Raw genomic sequence first — 17,816 nt, 5'->3', positions numbered from 1 at the left:
GCGAGTATCTCTGGAATGACTGCGAGCGACCCCCGTATCGGCGATCGAACAGCCACGGCTGCGCTGGTGTCGGCGCCGTGACCGACGACGACGGCGGCTTTGCGGACGTCCGCGAGACCGTCGACGGCCACCCGATGCGGAGTCTGCTCGGCTACGCCCGCCCGTACTGGCCGCGGATCACGCTCGGGGTGCTCGCAGCGATCCTCACGCGCTTTGCCCGACTCGTTCCCCCGATCATCGTCGCGACCACCATCGATCGGATCGTCCTCAGCTCGGCCGAGCCGGGGCTGTTGACCGAGGCGGGGCTCCTCCCTGGCGGGGCGATCACCGGCGAGGCCGCACGCTTGGCGTTCCTCCAGCGACTCGTCGCCATCGCGGCGCTGGCGTACCTGCTCCGCTCGGTGACCCGGTTCGGGTCGCGGTACCTGTTGCAGTCGTCCGCACAGAAGATCCAGCGGGACCTCCGGAACGACACCTACGACCACCTCCAGCATCTCTCGATGGACTTCTTCGCGAACCACCAGACCGGCGGGATGATGTCTATCCTCAACAGCGACATCAACCGGCTGGAGCAGTTCCTCAACACGGAGTTCCGACAGCTCATCCGGGTGGTCGCGACCGTCGGCGGGATCGCGGTCATCCTCTGGTACTACGCCCCGACGCTCGCGCTGATCGCCCTGGCGCCGGTTCCCATCATCGGCCTCGGGAGCGTCCTGTTCCTCCGGTGGATCGAACCGCGGTACAAGTCGCTCCGGGAGACCGTCGCCAGGCTCAACACCCGGCTCGAGAACAACCTCGGCGGCGTCGCCGTCGTCAAGTCGTTCAACCGGTACGCCTTCGAGCACGACCGCGTCGCCGACCGGAGCGAGGCGTACCACGACGAGAAGGTCGCCGCGCTCCGGATCCGGCGGGGCTTCTTCGCCGCGCTCCGGCTCCTGACCGGCGTGGTGTTCGTGCTCGTGCTGTACGTCGGCGGGCGGGCGATCATCACCACGCCGCCCGGGGAGGCCGCGCTGATCTCGACAGGTGCCTTCGCGGCCTTCTTTCTCTACCTCCGGCGGCTCTACTCCCCGATGCGGCGGATCGGCCGCTCGGCCAACAAGTACCAGCTCGCGAAATCCAGCGCCGAGCGGGTGTTCGGCCTCCTGGGCCGCGAGCCGACGGTCACCGAGCCCGAGGACCCCTACGTCCCCGACCATATCGACGGCGACGTGGCGTTCGAGGACGTCTCGTTCAGTTACGACGACCGCGAGTCGGTGCTGCAGTCGATCTCGCTTGACGTCCCGAGCGGCGCCACGATCGGCCTCGCGGGCGCGACCGGCGCCGGGAAGTCGACGCTCGTGAAACTCGTCCCGCGCCTCCACGACGTCGACGAGGGGCGCGTGACCGTCGACGGTCGCGACGTCCGGGAGTACGACCTGCAGGCGCTGCGCGAGGAGATCGCCGTCGTCGAGCAGAACCCGTATCTCTTCTCGGGCACCGTCGCGGAGAACATCGCCTACGGCGACAGCGAGGTGCTCGCCGCCGAGCGGGCCGAGGAGTCGACGCAGCGCCACCGCGTCGTCGCGGCCGCCGAGGCAGCGGCCGCCGACGAGTTCATCACCGGCCTCCCGGACGGCTACGACACCCAGATCGGCGAGCGCGGGATCAAACTCTCCGGGGGCCAGCGCCAGCGGATCGCGATCGCGCGGGCGCTGCTCAACGACCCAGCGATCATCGTCTTCGACGAGGCGACGAGCGACGTCGACACCGAGACCGAAGAGCGGATCAAAGCGAGCATCGACCGGCTGATCGAGGACCGGACGGCCTTCGTCATCGCGCACCGCCTGTCGACGATCCGCGACGCCGACCGGGTCGTCGTCTTAGACGACGGCGAGATCATCGAATCCGGCTCCCACGAGGAACTGCTCGCGGCGTCCGGCGAGTACGCCTCGCTGTGGGACGCACAGGTCGACGAGAGCCTCGACGCGACCGCGCAGTAGGTCGCGCCGAAGCGTCGCTTCAGTCCAGACCGGTTCTGCCCCGCCCTATCCCCGCCTGCTTTTGTCCGTGCCGGCCTCAGATGTCGTATGCGCCGCCCGAAGCGCCCGACCGTCGACCTTTTACTCCTCTTCGTCGGCGTCTATCTGCTCCAGCGGCTCGCCGGCCTCGTCGGTGTCGGTCCGGAAGCGTTCGCGCTTGCGACGCCGCTGGCCCGGCCGTGGACGCTGATTACGACCGTCTACGCGCACGCGAGTCTCGGCCACCTCCTCGCGAACGCCGTCGCGCTCCTCGTCGTCGGCCTCGTGCTCGAACCGTTCACGACTCGCCGCCGGTTCCACGGGTTCGTGCTCGGAAGCGGCGCGCTCGCAGCCGTGACGGAGTATCTCGTCGGCATCGCGCTCGGCTCGCCGGTGGCAGTGCTCGGCGCGAGCGGCGCCGTCCTCGCGCTGTACGGCTATATACTCGCGGGCAACCCTCTCACGGGCGGACTCCTCGCCCGGATCGATCTCGGCCGGCGCGCGCGAGTCGCACTGGTCGTCGCTGTCGTCCTCGTCGTCACCGTCCTCACCGCCGGTCCCGGCGTCGCGATCGTCGCGCACGCGACGGGGTTCGGTCTCGGACTGGTCGCGGGACGTCTGGGCGTGCTGCGACCCAAGTGAGCCAGAAGCGACAGACCAACTGTCCGCGACACCCCGGCCTGCCCGTGGCATATATATCTACACGCGACAAAGCGCGGGTGTGAACGACCGGACGAGCGCACTCGACACCCTCGTCTTCGGCGTGGACATCCAGAGCGGCGACGTCCGGGGCGATTCGCCCTCCTACGCCGTCGTCGCCTTCGACGGCGAACAGTTCGACCGCGACGTCGTCTCCCACCGGAAGCTCCGCCGCCTGCTCGACCGAGAGGAGCCGTCGATGCTCGCGACCGACAATATGTACGAACTGGCGGCCGACAAGGACGAACTCGTCCACTTCCTTCGGTCGCTGCCCGCGGCGACGAAACTGGTACAGGTGACCGGCGCGGAACGGCCCGAGCCGCTCTCGCGGGTCGCCTCCAGGCACGGCGTCCCCTACGGCAAGAAGCCGATGGAGGAGGCCGAGGCCGCCGCACGGCTCGCGGCGGCGAACGTCGGCCAGGAGGTGACGGCGTTCGGCGACACCACGACCGTCAAGGTCTCGCGGGGGCGCTCGACCGGCAAGGGCGGCTGGAGCCAGGACCGCTACACCCGGCGGATCCACGGTTCCGTCAAGCGCCGGACGCGGGAGGTCGAAGACCGGCTCCAGCAGGCCGGCCTCGACTTCGAGAAGGACGTGACCGAGAAGTACGGCGGCTACGCGAACGCCGTCTTCACCGTCGAGGCCCCGCCGTCCGACATCCCGGTGTCGAGCGGCCGCTCGGGCGACACGCGGGTCGAAATCGAGCGCGAGCGCCGCGACGGCATCGAGTTCGAGCCGCTGGTCAAGCGCCGCGATCACGTCGTCGTCGGGATCGATCCCGGCACGACCACGGCCGCGGCGGTCGTCGGCCTCGACGGGCGGGTCCTCGACGTCTACTCGACGCGGACCGCCGACACCGCCGACGTGATCGAGTGGCTCATCGAGCGCGGGCGACCGATCGTCGTCGCGGCCGACGTGACGCCGATGCCCGAGACCGTCGAGAAGTTCCGTCGGAGCTTCGACGCAGCGGGCTGGACGCCGAACACGGATCTGCCGATCGACGAGAAACTCCACCGCACCCGGGAGGCGTCCTACGAGAACGACCACGAGCGGGACGCGCTCGCGGCGGCGCTTTTCGCGCTCGACGACCACGAGGACCAGATCGAGCGCATCACCCAGAAAGTGCCGCGGGACGTCGAGCGCGGCAAGGTGATCTCCCGGGTCGTCGCCGGCGAGGAGTCCGTCGAGGCCGTGCTCAGAGACCTCGAAGACGACGACGGCGAGGAAGAAGCGGGAGAAGAACACGAGGAGCGCGAACTCACCGAGGAGGAAGCGGAGATCCGTCGCCTGCGGACCCGCGTCGAACGACTGGAGTCACACGTCGAGGACCTCAACGAGACGATCGACGAGCGCGACGCCACCATCGAGGAGTACGAGGAGAAACTCTCGGATGCGAAACGCGAAGAGCGGCGCGAGGCCAGAGAACGCCGGGAAGTCAAGCGGCTCGAACGCGAGAACAATCGGCTGCAGCGCCGCGTCGACGATCTGGAGGCCGAAAACGAGGAACTCGACGGGAAACTCGAACGGCTGAAGGCCTTATGGAAGCTCGATCACTCGAACTTCGCCGACGTCGACACCGACGGCGACCTCGTGCCGGTGAAGGTGATCGACCAGTTCACCCGCGATGCGATCGAGACAGCCGACGAGCAGTACGGCCTCGCGGCCGGCGACGTGATCTACCTCCGTGACGCCTCCGGAGCCGGACGCTCGACCGCCGAACGGTTGGCGGCGGTCGAACCGCGGGTGGTCCTCCGGTCGGGCGGAGACCTCTCGGAGGTCGCCGATGGGATCCTCTTCGAGCGGGAGATCCCAGTCGCCCCCGCCGAGGACGTCACGATCCAGGAAGTCGACGAACTCGCCGTGGCCCGCGAATCCGAGGTCGCGGCCGCGATCGAAGACTGGGAACGGCGCGCCGAAGAGCGCCGGAAGGAGCGAAAGGCGTCGATGGTCGATCAGATCATCTCCGAGCACCGCGCGGGGACCCGCGGCGACGGCGACTAGCGGCGATCAGTTCTGGAGACAGGATGGGCGGAAAGTTGTGGGAGTGTCAGCCGGATGGCTGCGATCGAGCAACGTATCCATAACGAATGTTCATTGGGGTGCGTGTTTGTGCGTTTGTAATCCATAGAAGTTTGATTTCGGGCAAGATATTCGATGTTCGTCTTTTGTTTGGGATCGAATACCACGCAATAGTTAACAGGGGTGAGCGCATTGATCCGGCTGTCCCGCAATGTATACCCACGGGCTGAATACGGCGATGACCCTGTACCGGAACGGAACACTGACGCTCTCACAGGCGGCGTCGCGGGCGGGTCGCTCGAAGGAGGCGTTCGCCACGGCGCTCGCACGGCACGGGATCGCAGTGCGGGAAACGCAAGAACGGTCGCGGCAGGCGGCCGACTGATCGGTTCGGTCGCCGCTCAGACTGGTTGATCGGTCGTTTTCGGGGAGATCCGCAGTTGTAACCCACGAGCGGATTGACCGTTTTTCGACGGGTTCGTGACGTTGGGACCGCGGAGTTAGACAGGATCGCTGTCGTCGCTGTCGACACTGTCCGCCGGCAGCACGTGCAGGCCCGCTCGGCTTTTCAGGACCGGAACGGTATCGGCGTCGGCGTCGACGTAGGAGGGGCGAGCGATCGTCTTCGACTCGTAGGTGTCTGGGTCAAGCACCTGGATCGCGTACTCGTCTTCGACCGTCACGACTGTCGTCTCCGTCGCGTCCGCGACGGTCCCCAGCCGGCGGGCGTCGGGCGCTTCACCCTCCTCGAAGGACGCCTCGTAGGGCTCGCCGGTCGTGAGCCGAACGCCCTTCAGATTACCCTGCACGCTCCGGACCAGTACCGGCCCCTCGTCGTCGTCCGGGTCGATGACGTCGCCCGGCGTGAACTTCGGGAGGCGGACGGCGTAGGTCACCCGGTAGACCTCGTTGCCGTCGCTGTCCTCGGTCACCAGCGTCGGGTACTCCTTGACCTGGCCGCCGAGTTCACGGACGATCCGCTTTGCCACGCCGCCACCCATCTGGTTCGTCGAGAGCTTGATGTCGGTCCCGTCGTCGGTCTCGACGGTCTCGGAGATGAACGCGTTCCGGTCGCCGGTGTCCTCGCGTTCGGCGACGTACGAGTCGGCGATCTCGACGGCGCGGCGTTCCTCCTCGGCGGTCGGCGTCCGATCGTCGGCGCGGATCTGGACGATACTGGCGTAGTAGCCGCCGGCGATGCGGCCGCAGCGGTCACAGGTCTGTCTGGCGATCTTGACCGGGACTGTGACGTGTTCCTCGCGGAACGTCCCGCGGACGATGCCGCCGAAGGTGCAGTGCATCCGAATCGTGTTCTCGTCGACCTGCTCGGGTTCGACCCCCCAGCGGACGTCCTCCGCGTTCAGGTGGACGCCGAGGGCCTCCGTCACCTGCTCGACGGCGACGTCCGTGTAGTCGCGAGCGCCGACGTCCACCCAGCGGTTCCCCCGGTGGACTGCGCCGCACTGTGAGCAGACGCGCACCTCGATCCGCTCGGGCGCGTCCACCAGATCGAAATCCTCGAAGTAACAGTCGTCGCAGAGGACAGCGTCGCGTTCGCGGGGTTCCCCCGGGAGCGGGTCCGCTCGCTCCGGCATCGGATCCCCACAGCGCGGGCAGAAGTCTCCCGAACTCATCGGCTGTCGTAGACGGTCGAGGCGGTTAAGCGCGACGAAGGGGCGTGGGTGTGGGAGTCGCTCCGCACCCCAACACCGTTTATAACCCCGAACTCGTAAGTCGGGTATGGACTGGAAACCCGACTGGGGACTCAGGGGCCGTATGGTCCTGACGATGTTCCTGCTCTTCGCCCTCTATCTGGTCTTCGTGGGGGTACTGTGGCAGACGAACTCCTTCGTCTTCCTGCCGCTGATGGGACTGTTCGTCCTCGCGCAGTTCTTCTTCAGCGACAAACTCGCCCTCTACAGTATGGGCGCAAAGGAGGTCTCGGAGGACGAGTATCCGGAGCTTCACGCGACGATCTCGCGGCTCAGCCAGCAGGCTGACCTGCCGAAGCCGACGGTCGCCGTCGCCGACTCGCGGGTCCCGAACGCCTTCGCCGCCGGCCGTTCGCAGAAGAAGGCGACGGTGTGTGTGACGACCGAACTCATCCGGACGCTCGACCGCGAGGAACTGGAGGGCGTGATCGCTCACGAACTCGCCCACGTGAAGAACCGCGACGTGATGGTGATGACCATCGCCTCCTTTCTCTCGACGGTCGCGTTTATGATCGTCCGGATGGGCTTTTGGTTCGGCGGCGGGCGGAACCGACAGGGCGGCGGAATCATCGTCGCCATCGTCGCCTCGCTTGTCGTCTGGATCGTCTCCTTCTTCCTGATCCGGGCGCTCTCGCGGTACCGGGAGTTCGCCGCCGACCGCGGCGGGGCGCTCATCACCGGGAAGCCCTCGGCACTCGCGTCGGCGCTTCTGACGATCGACGGCCGGATGGACCGGGTCCCGAAGGAGGACCTCCGCGAGCAGTCGGAGATGAACGCGTTCTTCATCGTCCCGCTGAAGAGCGACTTCATCGGTCGGCTGTTCAGCACTCACCCCGCGACCGAAACGCGCGTCGATCGCCTCCAGGAACTCGAACGCGAGATGGAGACCCAATAAATGCCCCTGCACCGAGTACCGGCGACTCCGGGAGGGAGCCGCTGATGGGCCTGTTCGACACGATCCGGACCGTCCTCGGTACCAGCGCCGAGGCGGACGCGACGCGCGACGCCGACCCCGAGGACCTCTTCGGGATGAGTACCGCGTACGTCACGATGGAGGCCGACCTCGGCTTCCGTCCCGTCGACGCGGCCGCGCTGTGTTTCTCCGGCGTCGACAGCACCGACTTCGACGAGACCGTCGAGGACGTCGAGACGATCCTCCGGGCCGGCGAGGAGGAGACCGGCACCACCTTCGACGTCCGCGAGGACAGCCACGGCTGGGAGTGGGTCGTCCTCCGCGACGACGACCCCGAGGACCTGGTGACGAGCATCCACTTCGCCGCCGACGAGTTCATCGAGCGGGGCTACGGCTCGCGGCTCCTCGCTGCTGTCTTCGGCTTTCAGCAGGAGGACGAGGACGGGGCAAGCGGCGGCAACGGGGGAGACCGCGCCTACTGGATCTACTCGTTCCGTCGGGGTGCGTACTACCCGTTCGCTCCAGCGGGCGGGAAAGAGCGGAACCAGCGGCTGGAGTTCAAACTGGAGTCGGTGCTCGACGGCGAACTCGGGGTCGAGGACGACGAGTCCTACTGGTACCCGATGTGGCCCGACACAACCGGCGGCCATCCCTGGGAGTAGCGGGATAACGGGACAGCGGCCCAGCGCGGATCGGAAGAGCGAGCAGTCGGCACGACAGTTTCGCCCGGGGGGCCGGACTCGGTCAGTGGTCCCGCGTCGACGTTCGGAGCACGCCGGGACTGGCCGCGTATCCGTATATAAACCTCCGGGCGGTCGACCGTGGGTGGAGACGAGCCACAGTCCCGTGAGTATTTATCTCCGCTGCGTGTAGTACACGAGGATGCCCTCCAGTACGCCAGCCCTGACCAGGCGCCGCCTCATCCAGGCAGCGGCCGCACTCGGTGCGACCGCCCTGGCCGGCTGTGGCGGCAGTTCCTCAGCCTCGGGGTCCACGCGCGAAGTACCAGCCGCCGGACCGCCCGACGACGCACTGAACGACCCGCCGCACGTGAGTCTCCGGCAGTCGGAATTAAAGCCGATCGTCGTCACCGAATCGACGCCGACGGACGACACAGAAACCGGCACTGGTGCCGAGACGATCGCAGAAGCCGACAAGTGGCACCAGATCCTCGTCGCCGACGCCGAAACCGCGGAGTCGCTCACCATCGCCGACGTGGACGGCGCCGAGAGTGCCCGGCAGTTTATCGCGGAGACCGACTTCGACGCCGAGACAGTCTACGTCGAGCGGCACGTCACACCGGAGTGTTACGAACGGCGACTCTGCTGGATCAACTGGACTGAATCGAGAATCGAAACGGAGTACGCGCGGGTCCTCCGCGACGCCGACGTCGCCTGCGAGGCCGACGCCGAGGACGTCCTCACGACCCTCATCCGAATTCCGGCCGCGCTCGATCCGGATTCGGTCCAGAGGTACAGTTCCGGCGGCGGCGGCGGTCCCTGCCCGCGTCCCGAGACGGAGCAAACGGAGGCGGGTGACTCGTGACCCAACCCCCACGATCGGACCGCGGCCGGGCGAGTCGGCGACAGTTCCTCTCGCTTGCGGGCGCGCTGGGTCTCGCCTCCCTCGCCGGCTGTGCGGATCGGCTCCCCGGCACCGGCCCGGAGACGATCGATGGCGACGCGCTGTCGGATATGGTTGACGACGACGCGCCGACAGTCCCCGAGACGCTGCCCATCGACATCGACGCGTCGTTCATCGACGAGCAGCGCGCGGCGGCGCAGGCGAAACTCGACGACGTCCCCGCGCCGTTCGACGCGGATGCGATCCCGAACGGGGTGATCCGCGAGCGCCTCAACGACAACTACTCGTCCGCGCGGGAGTCGCTCCGTCGGGCCTCGGACGCCCCGACGCCGTACGAACGGCTGGGAGCGGCGAATCACGCCCGGACGGATGCCCACGAGGTGTCGGTCGCCTGGCGCGCCATCGAGGACGAGGTGACGGTTGCGGCCCTCCGGAGCGCTCGATCGGCCGTCAGCGACGACGTCGACGCCTTCATCGAACGGTAGACGTATCTGGGCGACGATCCGGTCAGCGCGGCGGTCGTCCACGCCGAGATCGAACGGGAACTCCGCGGCGCGCGCAACTGGCTCAGGTTCCGCGAGCGGGAACTCGCCGCCGCCGAAGGGCAGCCACTTGAACTGGCCGACCTCAGCGTCGACATCGAGCGCGCGCGTCTCGACGTCATCGAGTCCTCGTACTTCTTCGATCACCTCCGGGAGCGCGCAGGCGGGACCGACGAAGCACCGGATCGAAGCGCCGAATTGGAACGCGCGCGCGACGACCTCCGCGAACGCGTCCGGGCACAGCGAGACGCGCTGCCGCCCGAGGACGCCGATCCCTCGTCGCTCATCGACCGGGACATCGGCAAGACCGCGGGCGTCTGGGCGCTCGCCCGACTCGGGCGTGAGGGTCGTCACCGCGTTCGGAGTGCACTCGGGGACGGAGCGGAGGGTCCACCGAACGACGTCGACTCCGGGCCACAGGTGGCGACGACGGCGTTTGTCGCCGCGCGTGCGCTCGTGTACTGTCAGGCCAGCGAAACCCTCCGCGACCGACTGGAAGGTGGGGACGACGTCGCCGTCGAGACGGCGGCCGACGTCGGTGACCTGCGCGACGGCGCCATCGCTGCCATCGAGACGGCACAGGCGGCTGAGGACGGCCGAACCGTCGTCGACGCGATGCTCCCGTCGTTCGCATACGAACTGCGGTGGACCGACGACCAGTTCGAGCGTCGTTCGGGGTCCGCTCGCGTCGATTCCGTGAACCGTGACGCCTCGGAGTACGTCGTCGTCGCCGAGACGTGCCGCGCCGTGCCGAGCGTGAGTGCCACGATGGAAGCGGCCCTTCGCGGGTCGTAGTCGCGTTCTTCCGATTTGAATCCCCGCCTTCGATCGCACCGACCCGCGTCGCCGTACCGTACTTTCACTTTCACCTTGGTGTTAACGAGGGTTTATGTGCAAGTGGGACCCAGACCCGGACACGATGCCAGAAGACGATCTTGAGGATCTTCCGGGAGTGGGGCCTGCGACAGCAGACAAACTGATGGACTCCGGGTTCGAGAGCTACCAGGCGATCGCCGTCGCGAGTCCGGGCGAGATGTCGAACACCGCCGACGTGGGGGAGTCGACCGCCGCGGACATCATCAACGCCGCGCGGGACGCCGCCGACATCGGCGGCTTCGAGACGGGATCGACGGTGCTGGAACGCCGCGAGGAGATCGGCAAACTCTCGTGGCTGATTCCCGAGGTCGACGACCTCCTCGGCGGCGGGATCGAGACGCAGTCGATAACCGAGGTGTACGGGGAGTTCGGGTCCGGCAAGTCGCAGGTGACCCACCAGATGGCGGTCAACGTGCAGTTGCCGAAGGAACACGGCGGCCTCGAAGGGGCGTGTATCTTCATCGACTCCGAGGACACCTTCCGGCCCGAGCGGATCGACGACATGATCCGCGGCCTCGACGACGAGATCATCGCAGATCTCCTCGAACGACGCGAGATCGAGGGTTCGCCCGGCGACGACGACACGATGGATGCGCTCCTCGATAGCTTCCTCGATCACATCCACGTCGCGAAGGCGTTCAACTCGAACCATCAGATCCTGCTCGCGGAGAAGGCCAAGGAACTGGCGCGCGACAACGAGGACGCCGAGTTTCCCGTCCGCCTGCTCTGTGTCGACTCGCTGACCGCGCACTTCCGCGCGGAGTACGTCGGCCGCGGCGAACTCGCCGAGCGGCAGCAGAAACTCAACAAGCACCTCCACGATCTGATGCGCATCGGCGACCTGTACAACACCGCCGTGCTGGTGACGAACCAGGTCGCCTCCAACCCCGACTCGTACTTCGGCGACCCGACCCAGCCGATCGGCGGCAACATCCTCGGTCACACCTCGACGTTCCGGATGTACCTCCGGAAATCGAAGGGCGACAAACGTATCGTCCGCCTCGTCGACGCGCCCAACCTCGCCGACGGCGAAGCCGTGATGCGCGTCCAGGACGGCGGACTCAAACCCGAATAGCCGTAGTCCGACTCCTCGCAGCGAGCGGCCACCTACTCGTCGCTGCGGGCGGCCACCTACTCGTCGATGCCGGTCGAGGGCGAACCCTCACCGCCAGCGGCCGCGATGTCGAGCGGATCTTCGAGGTCACCCATCACCGCCTCGAACGCGTCCGTCGCGGTCAGCAGGCCCACGACGTCGCCGCCGTCGAGGACGAGCGCGAGTTCCTGGCGTTCGACCTGAAACTGATCGATCGCCTCGCTGAGGGTCGTATCGGCGGATGTCGTCATCGGCGGCGCTGCGATCGCCTCGAAGGTCGTCTCACCGTTCCGGAGCCGATCCACGTTCGCGACGACCGAGGGGACGTACACGATCCCGCGGAAGTCCTCGGGATCCTCACCGACGAGCGGCAGCCGCGTGTGGGGGTTGGTGCCGATCCGTTCGAGGTTCGTCTCGACAGGGTCGGTCGTCGAGAGGAAGACGACCTCGTCGACCGGCGTCATCACCTCGCGGACGGGGCGGTCGCCGATATCGAGGGCTTTGAGCACCTCCTCGCGCCGCTCGTCTGTGAGGTCGCCGCGGTCGAGCACCGATCCGAGTTCGTGTCTGAGATCCGCCCGGGTCTCGATGGAGTCGGTCTCGGCGTCCAGCCACGCGCCGGTCATCTCGACGCCGAACAGCCGCAGCGTCCACTTTGCGACGCCGTCGCCGACGGCGATGACCGGGGAGATCAGTTTCGCGAACCAGTACAGCGGCGTCGCGCCGTACCGGACGACGAACTTCGAGCGCTCGACCCCGAGATACGTCGGCGTCTGTTCGCCGTGGGTGAGATGCACGAGATTGATGATCAGGAAGGCGAGCACGCCGCCCGTCCCGATCGACGCCAGCACCGTCGACCGGAAGAACGGTTCGAAGAGCGCCGCAAGTGCCGGTTCGGCGATGATCCCGACGGCGATGCTCGATGCGGTGATCCCGACCTGACAGCTCGTCAGGTAGATCTCCAGGTCGTCGGTCATCTCCCAGCCGCGGCGCAGTCCCGGTTCGTCGAACTCGGATTCCGAGAACTGCCGGACACGGGTGAGCGCGAACTCGATGGCGACGAAGAAGCCGTTCGCCAGGATCAACGCGACGCCCGCGAGCAATCGGAGTGTGACTTCCAAGCCGTTCACATCCGAGCCACGTTCGTCCGGGAACAAATACGTGCGGGACCGACGGCCGGGATCGGCGTGGGAACGGAGACTGGCGTCGTGACGCAGGGCGAGGGTCGGGGTCCCGAGGCTCCGCCCGCGCTCAAGCCGCCCGGACAAAACCGGTTTGTACCGCCGCCTGTCACGTGCACGTATGACCGAATTCGATCCCGAGCAGTTCGAAGACAAGTACGCGAACTACTTCACGGAGCTCCAGCGGGCGTACAAGAACGCCTTCGAGGTGATGAACGACGAGTTCGACTCCGAACTCGTCCACGCCATCGACCAGCAGATCCTCAACGAGTCGGAGCCGTTCTACGAGGACGGCGAGTTCCGGATCGAACTCCCCGAAAGCCCCCACGAGCGACTGACAGCCGTCATCGTCGACGACGAGAAACTGTCGGCGGTGCTGGAGAGGTACCGCGATGAGCTACGGCGGCAGCTCCGCCGCGTGTTCGGGCTGGATGAGTAAGGCCGTCCGACGGTGTCCCGACGACCGGCACCGGCGGATCAATTCGATATGCCCCCGAACCAAAGGCCTAAGCCCGTCGGTGCCGAATTGGTTTCTATGAGTGCGGACACCGCAGACGGCGACGACGACCTGAAAGAGCGCGTCACGAACTTCCTGCGCCGGAACTTCCCGCAGATCCAGATGCACGGCGGCTCGGCCGCGATCCAGCACCTCGACCGCGAGACCGGCGAAGTGTCGATCCAACTCGGCGGCGCGTGTTCCGGCTGTGGCATCTCTCCGATGACGATCCAGGCGATCAAAAGCCGGATGGTCAAGGAGATTCCGGAAATCGAGACCGTCCACGCCGACACCGGAATGGGCGGCGGTGGCGGCCACGATGAGGGAATGTCGCCGTCGTTCCCCGGCGAGAGCGCAGACGACGGCGGCGAGAGCGACGAAGGCCCGCAGGCGCCGTTCTGAGGCGCGCCCCGTCCCAGTCGCGACAACGTCTAACCGCAATTCTCGCTGCACCGTCCACGACGCGTCCGGACCGATGACTCTTTGATGCCGTCGCCGCGAGGGGTGGGTATGAGCACCGGTTCGCCCGAGAACGTCCTCTTCGTCGTCTTGGACACGGTCCGGAAGGACCGCCTCACGCCGTACGGATACGACCGGCCGACGACGCCGAACCTCGCGGCGTTCGCCGAGGAGGCGACGGTCTTCGAGCAGGCCGTCGCGCCCGCGCCGTGGACGCTCCCCGTTCACGCCTCCCTTTTCACCGGCCTGTACCCCTCCCAGCACGGCGCCGACCAGGAGAACCCGTACCTCGAGGGCGCGACGACGCTCGCGGAGACGCTCTCGGCGGCGGGCTACGACACCGCCTGTTACTCCTCGAACGCGTGGATCACGCCGTACACCCACCTCACCGACGGCTTCGACGACCAGGACAACTTCTTCGAGGTGATGCCCGGGGAGTTCCTCTCGGGCCCGCTGGCCCGGGCGTGGAAGGCGATGAACGACAACGAGTCGCTGCGGGCGATCGCGGACAAACTGGTCAGCCTCGGGAACACCGCCCACGAGTACTTCGCCGGCGGCGAGGGCGCCGACTCGAAGACGCCCGCCGTGATCGACCGGACGAAGGCCTTCATCGACGACGCCGACCGATCGTTCGCGTTCATCAACCTGATGGACGCCCACCTGCCGTATCACCCGCCCGAGGAGTTCGCCGCCGAGTTCGCCCCCGGCGTCGACTCGACGGCGGTCTGTCAGAACTCCAAGGAGTACAACTCCGGCGCACGCGACATCGACGACGACGAGTGGGCGGACATCCGGAACCTCTACGACGCCGAGATCGCCCACATCGACGACCAGCTCGGTCGGCTGTTCGACTGGCTGAAGGAGACCGGCCACTGGGACGACACGATGGTCGTCGTCTGCGCCGATCACGGCGAACTCCACGGCGAACACGACCTCTACGGGCACGAGTTCGGCCTGTACGATCCGCTCGTTAACGTCCCGCTGCTGGTCAAACATCCCGCACTCGACGCCGATCGACGGGACGACCAGGTGGAACTCCTCGACCTGTATCACACCGTGCTGGACGTGCTCGACGTCGAGGGCGGAACCCCGGCGTCGACGGGCGAGACCGCGGTCGAACTCGACCGGACGCGCTCGCTGGTCGCCGATACCTACCGCGCCTTCGACGCTGTCGATCCCGCCGAGCGCGACCCCGGGCAGCGCGCCGACGGGAGGTACGCGTTCGTCGAGTACTCCCGTCCCGTCGTCGAACTGAAGCAACTGGAGGAGAAGGCCGCCGCGGCCGGGATCACGCTGCCGACGGACTCGCGGTTCTACTCGCGGATGCGGGCCGCCCGCCGGACCGACGCGAAGTACGTCCGGATCGACCGCGTCGACGACGAGGCCTACCGGCTCGATACGGATCCGGGCGAGACCGAAAACATCGCCGGGGGAGACGACGATGCTGGCGACGACGGGGCGATCGCGGCGACCGAAGAGACGCTCGCGGCGTTCGAGTCCGCGGTCGGCGGCGCGTGGACCGGCGCGCTCGACGACGACGTCGACGACGGAGCCGTCGAGGAGATGGACGCGGAGGCACAGGAGCGGCTCCGCGATCTCGGCTACCTGGAGTGAGGGGTTCGGTCGAATCGGCCGGATGCGAGCAGATTTGATCGACGCAGTCGGTCGAATCGGTCAGACGCGAGCAGAGCCGTTCAACGCAGTCAGTCGAATCGGCCGGATACGAGCAGAGCCCTTCGACGCGTTCCGAAGCGCCGGCTATTCGGCGACGAGATCGGCGAGTTCGCCCAGTCCGTCGATTTCGAGCGTCGGATCGACGTCGAGGTCCGCGTCGGCGTTGTGGTCACGTCTGAGGAATGCGCTGTCGATGCCCGCCCGCTCGGCGGCGACGACGTCGGTCGCCCGGTCGCCCACGTAGAGTCCGTCGGTCACGCCGAGCGCGTCGAGTGCCTCGTTCAGGTAGTGGGGGTTGGGTTTGCGGCGGCTGAAGCCGTCAGGGCCGAAGTCGCGGCCACGGACGTACCGGAACGCATCGAGACGATGGTGGTCGACGACGAACTCGACGGTCGGGTGGTAGTTGTTGCTGACGAGGCCGACCGCCGCGTGGTCGGCAAGCCGATCGATCGCGTCGACGTCGCCGAAGACGCCACGTTTTCCCGCCGCCAGGCGGTCGATGCTGTGTTCGGCGCTATATCGCTCGCGGGCCGTGTAGAACTCGTGGGGGTCGACACCGACCGCCTCACAGGCCGCGACGAACTCGTCTGTGTACTCGTATTGCTCCAGCGGAGCGCGGTAGCGGTCCGGTACGTCCATCTCCCGCTCTTCGAGGAGATCTTCGAGTGCCAGGCTGTGAACGACCGGGTCAGCTCCGTGACCTTCGACGATGACGCCGTCCATATCGAACAGCAGCGCGAACTCCTCCGGGCCGGAGAGTGTGCCCGACGGCACCTGGGCAGCGTCGGAGACGAAGTGTTTCATTGACTGCCGTAGACGGAGCGGACAAATATATCCTCGCTTGCGGGACCGGGGAACCGGATCTCCGGACGCCTCCGACGACCAGTTACGAGTCCGCAACGACGCCCTGGCCGTCCTCCCACGTTCGGAGCAGCCCCGTCAGCGTTCGGTTGGTTGGGACGGGGACGTCGCGTCGCTCGGCACGGCGGACCACCTCGCCGTTGATCGCGTCGACTTCGGTGCGCCGGCCCGCGTCTATGTCTTGGAGCATCGACGAGCGGTTGGCGGCCGTGGCATCGACGACCTCGTCGAGCGCCCCCGCGGCGTGGTCGTCCGGCAAGTCGACGCCCGCGGCCCTGGCGACCTGTGCGGTTTCGCGGGCAGCCCGGCGGGCGACCGTCCGCCCAGGGTCCTCCGCAAGCGCGCCGTTTTCGACCCGCGCGAGCGCCGTGACGGCGTTGATACCGGCGTTGACCGCAAGTTTCTCCCAGCGGCGGCGGGGCATATCGGCCGCGACGGCCGTTTCCACGTCGGCGTCGCGGAGGGCTTTCCCGAGGCGTTCGGCCCACGGGTGGGTGCCGCCGGATCGATCGCCGACGACGACGCGGCCGACGCCGGTGCACGCCACGTGTCCCGGCTCGACCAACCGGGCGCCGTAGGTGGCCGTCCCGGCGAGGACTGGCACGTCGAGTTCGGCCGCGAGCGTCTCCTCGGTCAGCCCGTTCTGGAGCGAGCAGACCGCCTCGAACGAGCCGGTCGACAGCGCCGCGGCCGCCGCGTCGGTGTCGAAGGCCTTCACCGTCACGAGCGCGATGTCGGCCTCGCGGCCCTCCCCGTCGGTCGTCGCGGCCGGATGGGTGTGGGCCTCGATCTCACCCGAGATCCGGACGCCGTCCGCCTGCACCGTCGAGACGTGGGGGTCGCGGCCGACGAGTGTCACGTCGTGGACGGACGCGAGCAGGCCGCCGACGAGCGTCCCGAGGCTCCCCGCACCGAAGACGAGAATCTCCATACGCCGCGGAACGAGGGCCGGGGCAAAAAAGGGGTACGGAGATACATCAGATGGGTGAATCAGCGAAGCGATACCGATAAAGCCCCGGCCGGACCCAGTAAGCGAGTAGATGCCGGGCGAGCCTCGTGACTATGATAGAGAGTTCACCGTCCGGGTCGAGGGACGCGCCCGACGACGGCTCGGAATTGACGTAGCGGATGGTGACGTCATCCGGTTTGTGGTCCAACTGGAGTATTTGGTGGAGCCAGACACCAACGAGTGGGAGCCGGTCGTTCGGTACGATCACGACAGTCTCGGGAGCGACGAAGCGACTCACAATGTCACCGAAGAGGGGCTTCACATTGACATTTACCGGGAGGGAGAGAAAGTCGATACCCACGAACTCACACCCCCATTACCAGCGAACGATGCGCTCGATATTGCCGAAGATCATTTAGCGGACCACCTCGAAGGGTACATCAGGAGACACGAGCGATGGCACGGGATCAGACACGACGACCGATGACCAACGAGGAGATTGAGGAACTCCGGACAAAACTGCGCGAGCAGCGCGAGGAGATCCGCGACTATCTCGCCGGAGAGAATGTCGATGTCAGCGGTTGGAAGACGCCGACGCTCGAGGAATCCGAACCCGACCGCGAAACTGCTGATTCGGACTAGGGTTCGTAGTACCGGTGGGTTTCGTCCCAGCTATCGCACCGCGAGGCGAGCGAACGCGAGCCTCGCGGGATTTTTTGGTGCAGCTTTTTTGCGGGGGTTCGAGGCCGCGCGCAGC

General features: G+C 67.1%; 19 protein-coding genes. 15 read left to right on the top strand and 4 right to left on the bottom strand.

Going from position 1 to position 17,816, the window contains the following annotated elements:
- The first annotated feature begins 77 nt into the window (after positions 1-77).
- The 4 genes from RJT48_RS01660 to RJT48_RS01645 all read left to right on the top strand — a co-directional run bounded on the left by RJT48_RS01660 (position 78) and on the right by RJT48_RS01645 (position 5,104).
- Positions 78-1,982 (top strand): ABC transporter ATP-binding protein, encoded by a 1,905-nt coding sequence (locus tag RJT48_RS01660; RefSeq protein WP_311170491.1) that lies wholly within the window; start codon positions 78-80, stop codon positions 1,980-1,982.
- A gap of 87 nt (positions 1,983-2,069) precedes the next feature.
- A complete protein-coding gene (locus tag RJT48_RS01655; RefSeq protein ID WP_311170490.1) occupies positions 2,070-2,642 on the top strand; it encodes a rhomboid family intramembrane serine protease in 573 nt (190 codons plus the stop codon).
- A gap of 79 nt (positions 2,643-2,721) precedes the next feature.
- The gene (locus RJT48_RS01650) at positions 2,722-4,701 is read left to right on the top strand and encodes a DUF460 domain-containing protein (RefSeq protein WP_311170489.1); all 1,980 of its coding nucleotides are present in this window, start codon (positions 2,722-2,724) and stop codon (positions 4,699-4,701) included.
- Positions 4,702-4,930: 229 nt separating this feature from the next.
- Positions 4,931-5,104, top strand: coding sequence for a DUF7317 family protein (locus tag RJT48_RS01645; protein WP_311170488.1), 174 nt, complete (start codon positions 4,931-4,933; stop codon positions 5,102-5,104).
- Between the two features lie 115 nt (positions 5,105-5,219).
- On the opposite strand, the gene RJT48_RS01640 is transcribed toward RJT48_RS01645, so the two are convergent.
- Positions 5,220-6,353 carry a 60S ribosomal export protein NMD3 gene (locus RJT48_RS01640; RefSeq protein ID WP_311170487.1) on the bottom strand — a complete coding sequence of 378 codons (1,134 nt, stop codon included), beginning with the start codon at positions 6,351-6,353 and terminating at the stop codon, positions 5,220-5,222.
- Positions 6,354-6,459: 106 nt separating this feature from the next.
- On the opposite strand from RJT48_RS01640, the gene htpX reads away from it, so the two are divergent.
- The 6 genes from htpX to radA all read left to right on the top strand — a co-directional run bounded on the left by htpX (position 6,460) and on the right by radA (position 11,421).
- Positions 6,460-7,326 carry a zinc metalloprotease HtpX gene (gene htpX, locus RJT48_RS01635; protein ID WP_311170486.1) on the top strand — a complete coding sequence of 289 codons (867 nt, stop codon included), beginning with the start codon at positions 6,460-6,462 and terminating at the stop codon, positions 7,324-7,326.
- Positions 7,327-7,370: 44 nt separating this feature from the next.
- The gene (gene pspAB, locus RJT48_RS01630; protein WP_311170485.1) at positions 7,371-8,006 is read left to right on the top strand and encodes a PspA-associated protein PspAB; all 636 of its coding nucleotides are present in this window, start codon (positions 7,371-7,373) and stop codon (positions 8,004-8,006) included.
- Between the two features lie 220 nt (positions 8,007-8,226).
- Positions 8,227-8,889, top strand: a complete 663-nt coding sequence (locus RJT48_RS01625; RefSeq protein WP_311170484.1) for a hypothetical protein — start codon at positions 8,227-8,229, stop codon at positions 8,887-8,889.
- Positions 8,886-9,413, top strand: coding sequence for a hypothetical protein (locus tag RJT48_RS01620; protein ID WP_311170483.1), 528 nt, complete (start codon positions 8,886-8,888; stop codon positions 9,411-9,413). Before RJT48_RS01625 ends, RJT48_RS01620 begins: the two co-directional genes overlap by 4 nt.
- 255 nt (positions 9,414-9,668) lie before the next feature.
- Positions 9,669-10,265 (top strand): hypothetical protein, encoded by a 597-nt coding sequence (locus RJT48_RS01615; protein WP_311170482.1) that lies wholly within the window; start codon positions 9,669-9,671, stop codon positions 10,263-10,265.
- A 124-nt stretch (positions 10,266-10,389) separates the two neighbouring features.
- Positions 10,390-11,421 (top strand): DNA repair and recombination protein RadA, encoded by a 1,032-nt coding sequence (radA, locus tag RJT48_RS01610; protein WP_311170481.1) that lies wholly within the window; start codon positions 10,390-10,392, stop codon positions 11,419-11,421.
- A gap of 56 nt (positions 11,422-11,477) precedes the next feature.
- Here radA and RJT48_RS01605 read toward each other — a convergent pair whose 3' ends face one another.
- Entirely contained in the window at positions 11,478-12,569 is a 1,092-nt protein-coding gene (locus tag RJT48_RS01605; RefSeq protein WP_311170480.1) for a CNNM domain-containing protein, read from the bottom strand.
- A gap of 172 nt (positions 12,570-12,741) precedes the next feature.
- Here RJT48_RS01605 and RJT48_RS01600 point away from each other — a divergent pair, with 172 nt between their 5' ends.
- The 3 genes from RJT48_RS01600 to RJT48_RS01590 all read left to right on the top strand — a co-directional run bounded on the left by RJT48_RS01600 (position 12,742) and on the right by RJT48_RS01590 (position 15,189).
- Entirely contained in the window at positions 12,742-13,059 is a 318-nt protein-coding gene (locus RJT48_RS01600; RefSeq protein WP_311170479.1) for a DUF5783 family protein, read from the top strand.
- Positions 13,060-13,155: 96 nt separating this feature from the next.
- Positions 13,156-13,518, top strand: a complete 363-nt coding sequence (locus RJT48_RS01595) for a NifU family protein (RefSeq protein ID WP_311170478.1) — start codon at positions 13,156-13,158, stop codon at positions 13,516-13,518.
- Positions 13,519-13,626: 108 nt separating this feature from the next.
- Positions 13,627-15,189, top strand: a complete 1,563-nt coding sequence (locus tag RJT48_RS01590) for a sulfatase (protein ID WP_311170477.1) — start codon at positions 13,627-13,629, stop codon at positions 15,187-15,189.
- A gap of 144 nt (positions 15,190-15,333) precedes the next feature.
- On the opposite strand, the gene RJT48_RS01585 is transcribed toward RJT48_RS01590, so the two are convergent.
- Together RJT48_RS01585 and RJT48_RS01580 are read right to left on the bottom strand one after the other, a co-directional pair.
- Positions 15,334-16,053, bottom strand: coding sequence for an HAD family hydrolase (locus RJT48_RS01585; protein ID WP_311170476.1), 720 nt, complete (start codon positions 16,051-16,053; stop codon positions 15,334-15,336).
- A gap of 82 nt (positions 16,054-16,135) precedes the next feature.
- Positions 16,136-17,041 (bottom strand): ketopantoate reductase family protein, encoded by a 906-nt coding sequence (locus tag RJT48_RS01580; protein ID WP_311170475.1) that lies wholly within the window; start codon positions 17,039-17,041, stop codon positions 16,136-16,138.
- 109 nt (positions 17,042-17,150) lie between these two features.
- Here RJT48_RS01580 and RJT48_RS01575 point away from each other — a divergent pair, with 109 nt between their 5' ends.
- Positions 17,151-17,546, top strand: coding sequence for a DUF7718 family protein (locus RJT48_RS01575; protein WP_311170474.1), 396 nt, complete (start codon positions 17,151-17,153; stop codon positions 17,544-17,546).
- A complete protein-coding gene (locus RJT48_RS01570) occupies positions 17,543-17,701 on the top strand; it encodes a hypothetical protein (protein ID WP_311170473.1) in 159 nt (52 codons plus the stop codon). The genes RJT48_RS01575 and RJT48_RS01570 overlap by 4 nt, the downstream gene beginning before the upstream one ends.
- The last annotated feature ends 115 nt before the right edge of the window (positions 17,702-17,816 follow it).

The sequence above is a fragment of the Halobellus ordinarius genome (genome assembly GCF_031823395.1).
Classification (GTDB): domain Archaea; phylum Halobacteriota; class Halobacteria; order Halobacteriales; family Haloferacaceae; genus Haloquadratum; species Haloquadratum ordinarius.
The sequence above is the reverse complement of the archived record's forward strand: the minus strand, read 5'-3'. Positions and strand labels throughout refer to the sequence as shown.

What these genes read in the sequence shown, in the direction of transcription:
- RJT48_RS01655 (WP_311170490.1), top strand. Translation starts at nt 2,070, where the DNA reads ATGCGCCGCCCGAAGCGCCCGACCGTCGACCTTTTACTCCTCTTCGTC.
- RJT48_RS01645 (WP_311170488.1), top strand. Translation starts at nt 4,931, where the DNA reads ATGTATACCCACGGGCTGAATACGGCGATGACCCTGTACCGGAACGGA.
- RJT48_RS01640 (WP_311170487.1), bottom strand. Translation starts at nt 6,353, where the DNA reads ATGAGTTCGGGAGACTTCTGCCCGCGCTGTGGGGATCCGATGCCGGAG.
- htpX (WP_311170486.1), top strand. Translation starts at nt 6,460, where the DNA reads ATGGACTGGAAACCCGACTGGGGACTCAGGGGCCGTATGGTCCTGACG.
- pspAB (WP_311170485.1), top strand. Translation starts at nt 7,371, where the DNA reads ATGGGCCTGTTCGACACGATCCGGACCGTCCTCGGTACCAGCGCCGAG.
- RJT48_RS01625 (WP_311170484.1), top strand. Translation starts at nt 8,227, where the DNA reads ATGCCCTCCAGTACGCCAGCCCTGACCAGGCGCCGCCTCATCCAGGCA.
- radA (WP_311170481.1), top strand. Translation starts at nt 10,390, where the DNA reads ATGCCAGAAGACGATCTTGAGGATCTTCCGGGAGTGGGGCCTGCGACA.
- RJT48_RS01600 (WP_311170479.1), top strand. Translation starts at nt 12,742, where the DNA reads ATGACCGAATTCGATCCCGAGCAGTTCGAAGACAAGTACGCGAACTAC.
- RJT48_RS01595 (WP_311170478.1), top strand. Translation starts at nt 13,156, where the DNA reads ATGAGTGCGGACACCGCAGACGGCGACGACGACCTGAAAGAGCGCGTC.
- RJT48_RS01590 (WP_311170477.1), top strand. Translation starts at nt 13,627, where the DNA reads ATGAGCACCGGTTCGCCCGAGAACGTCCTCTTCGTCGTCTTGGACACG.
- RJT48_RS01585 (WP_311170476.1), bottom strand. Translation starts at nt 16,053, where the DNA reads ATGAAACACTTCGTCTCCGACGCTGCCCAGGTGCCGTCGGGCACACTC.
- RJT48_RS01580 (WP_311170475.1), bottom strand. Translation starts at nt 17,041, where the DNA reads ATGGAGATTCTCGTCTTCGGTGCGGGGAGCCTCGGGACGCTCGTCGGC.
- RJT48_RS01575 (WP_311170474.1), top strand. Translation starts at nt 17,151, where the DNA reads ATGCCGGGCGAGCCTCGTGACTATGATAGAGAGTTCACCGTCCGGGTC.
- RJT48_RS01570 (WP_311170473.1), top strand. Translation starts at nt 17,543, where the DNA reads ATGACCAACGAGGAGATTGAGGAACTCCGGACAAAACTGCGCGAGCAG.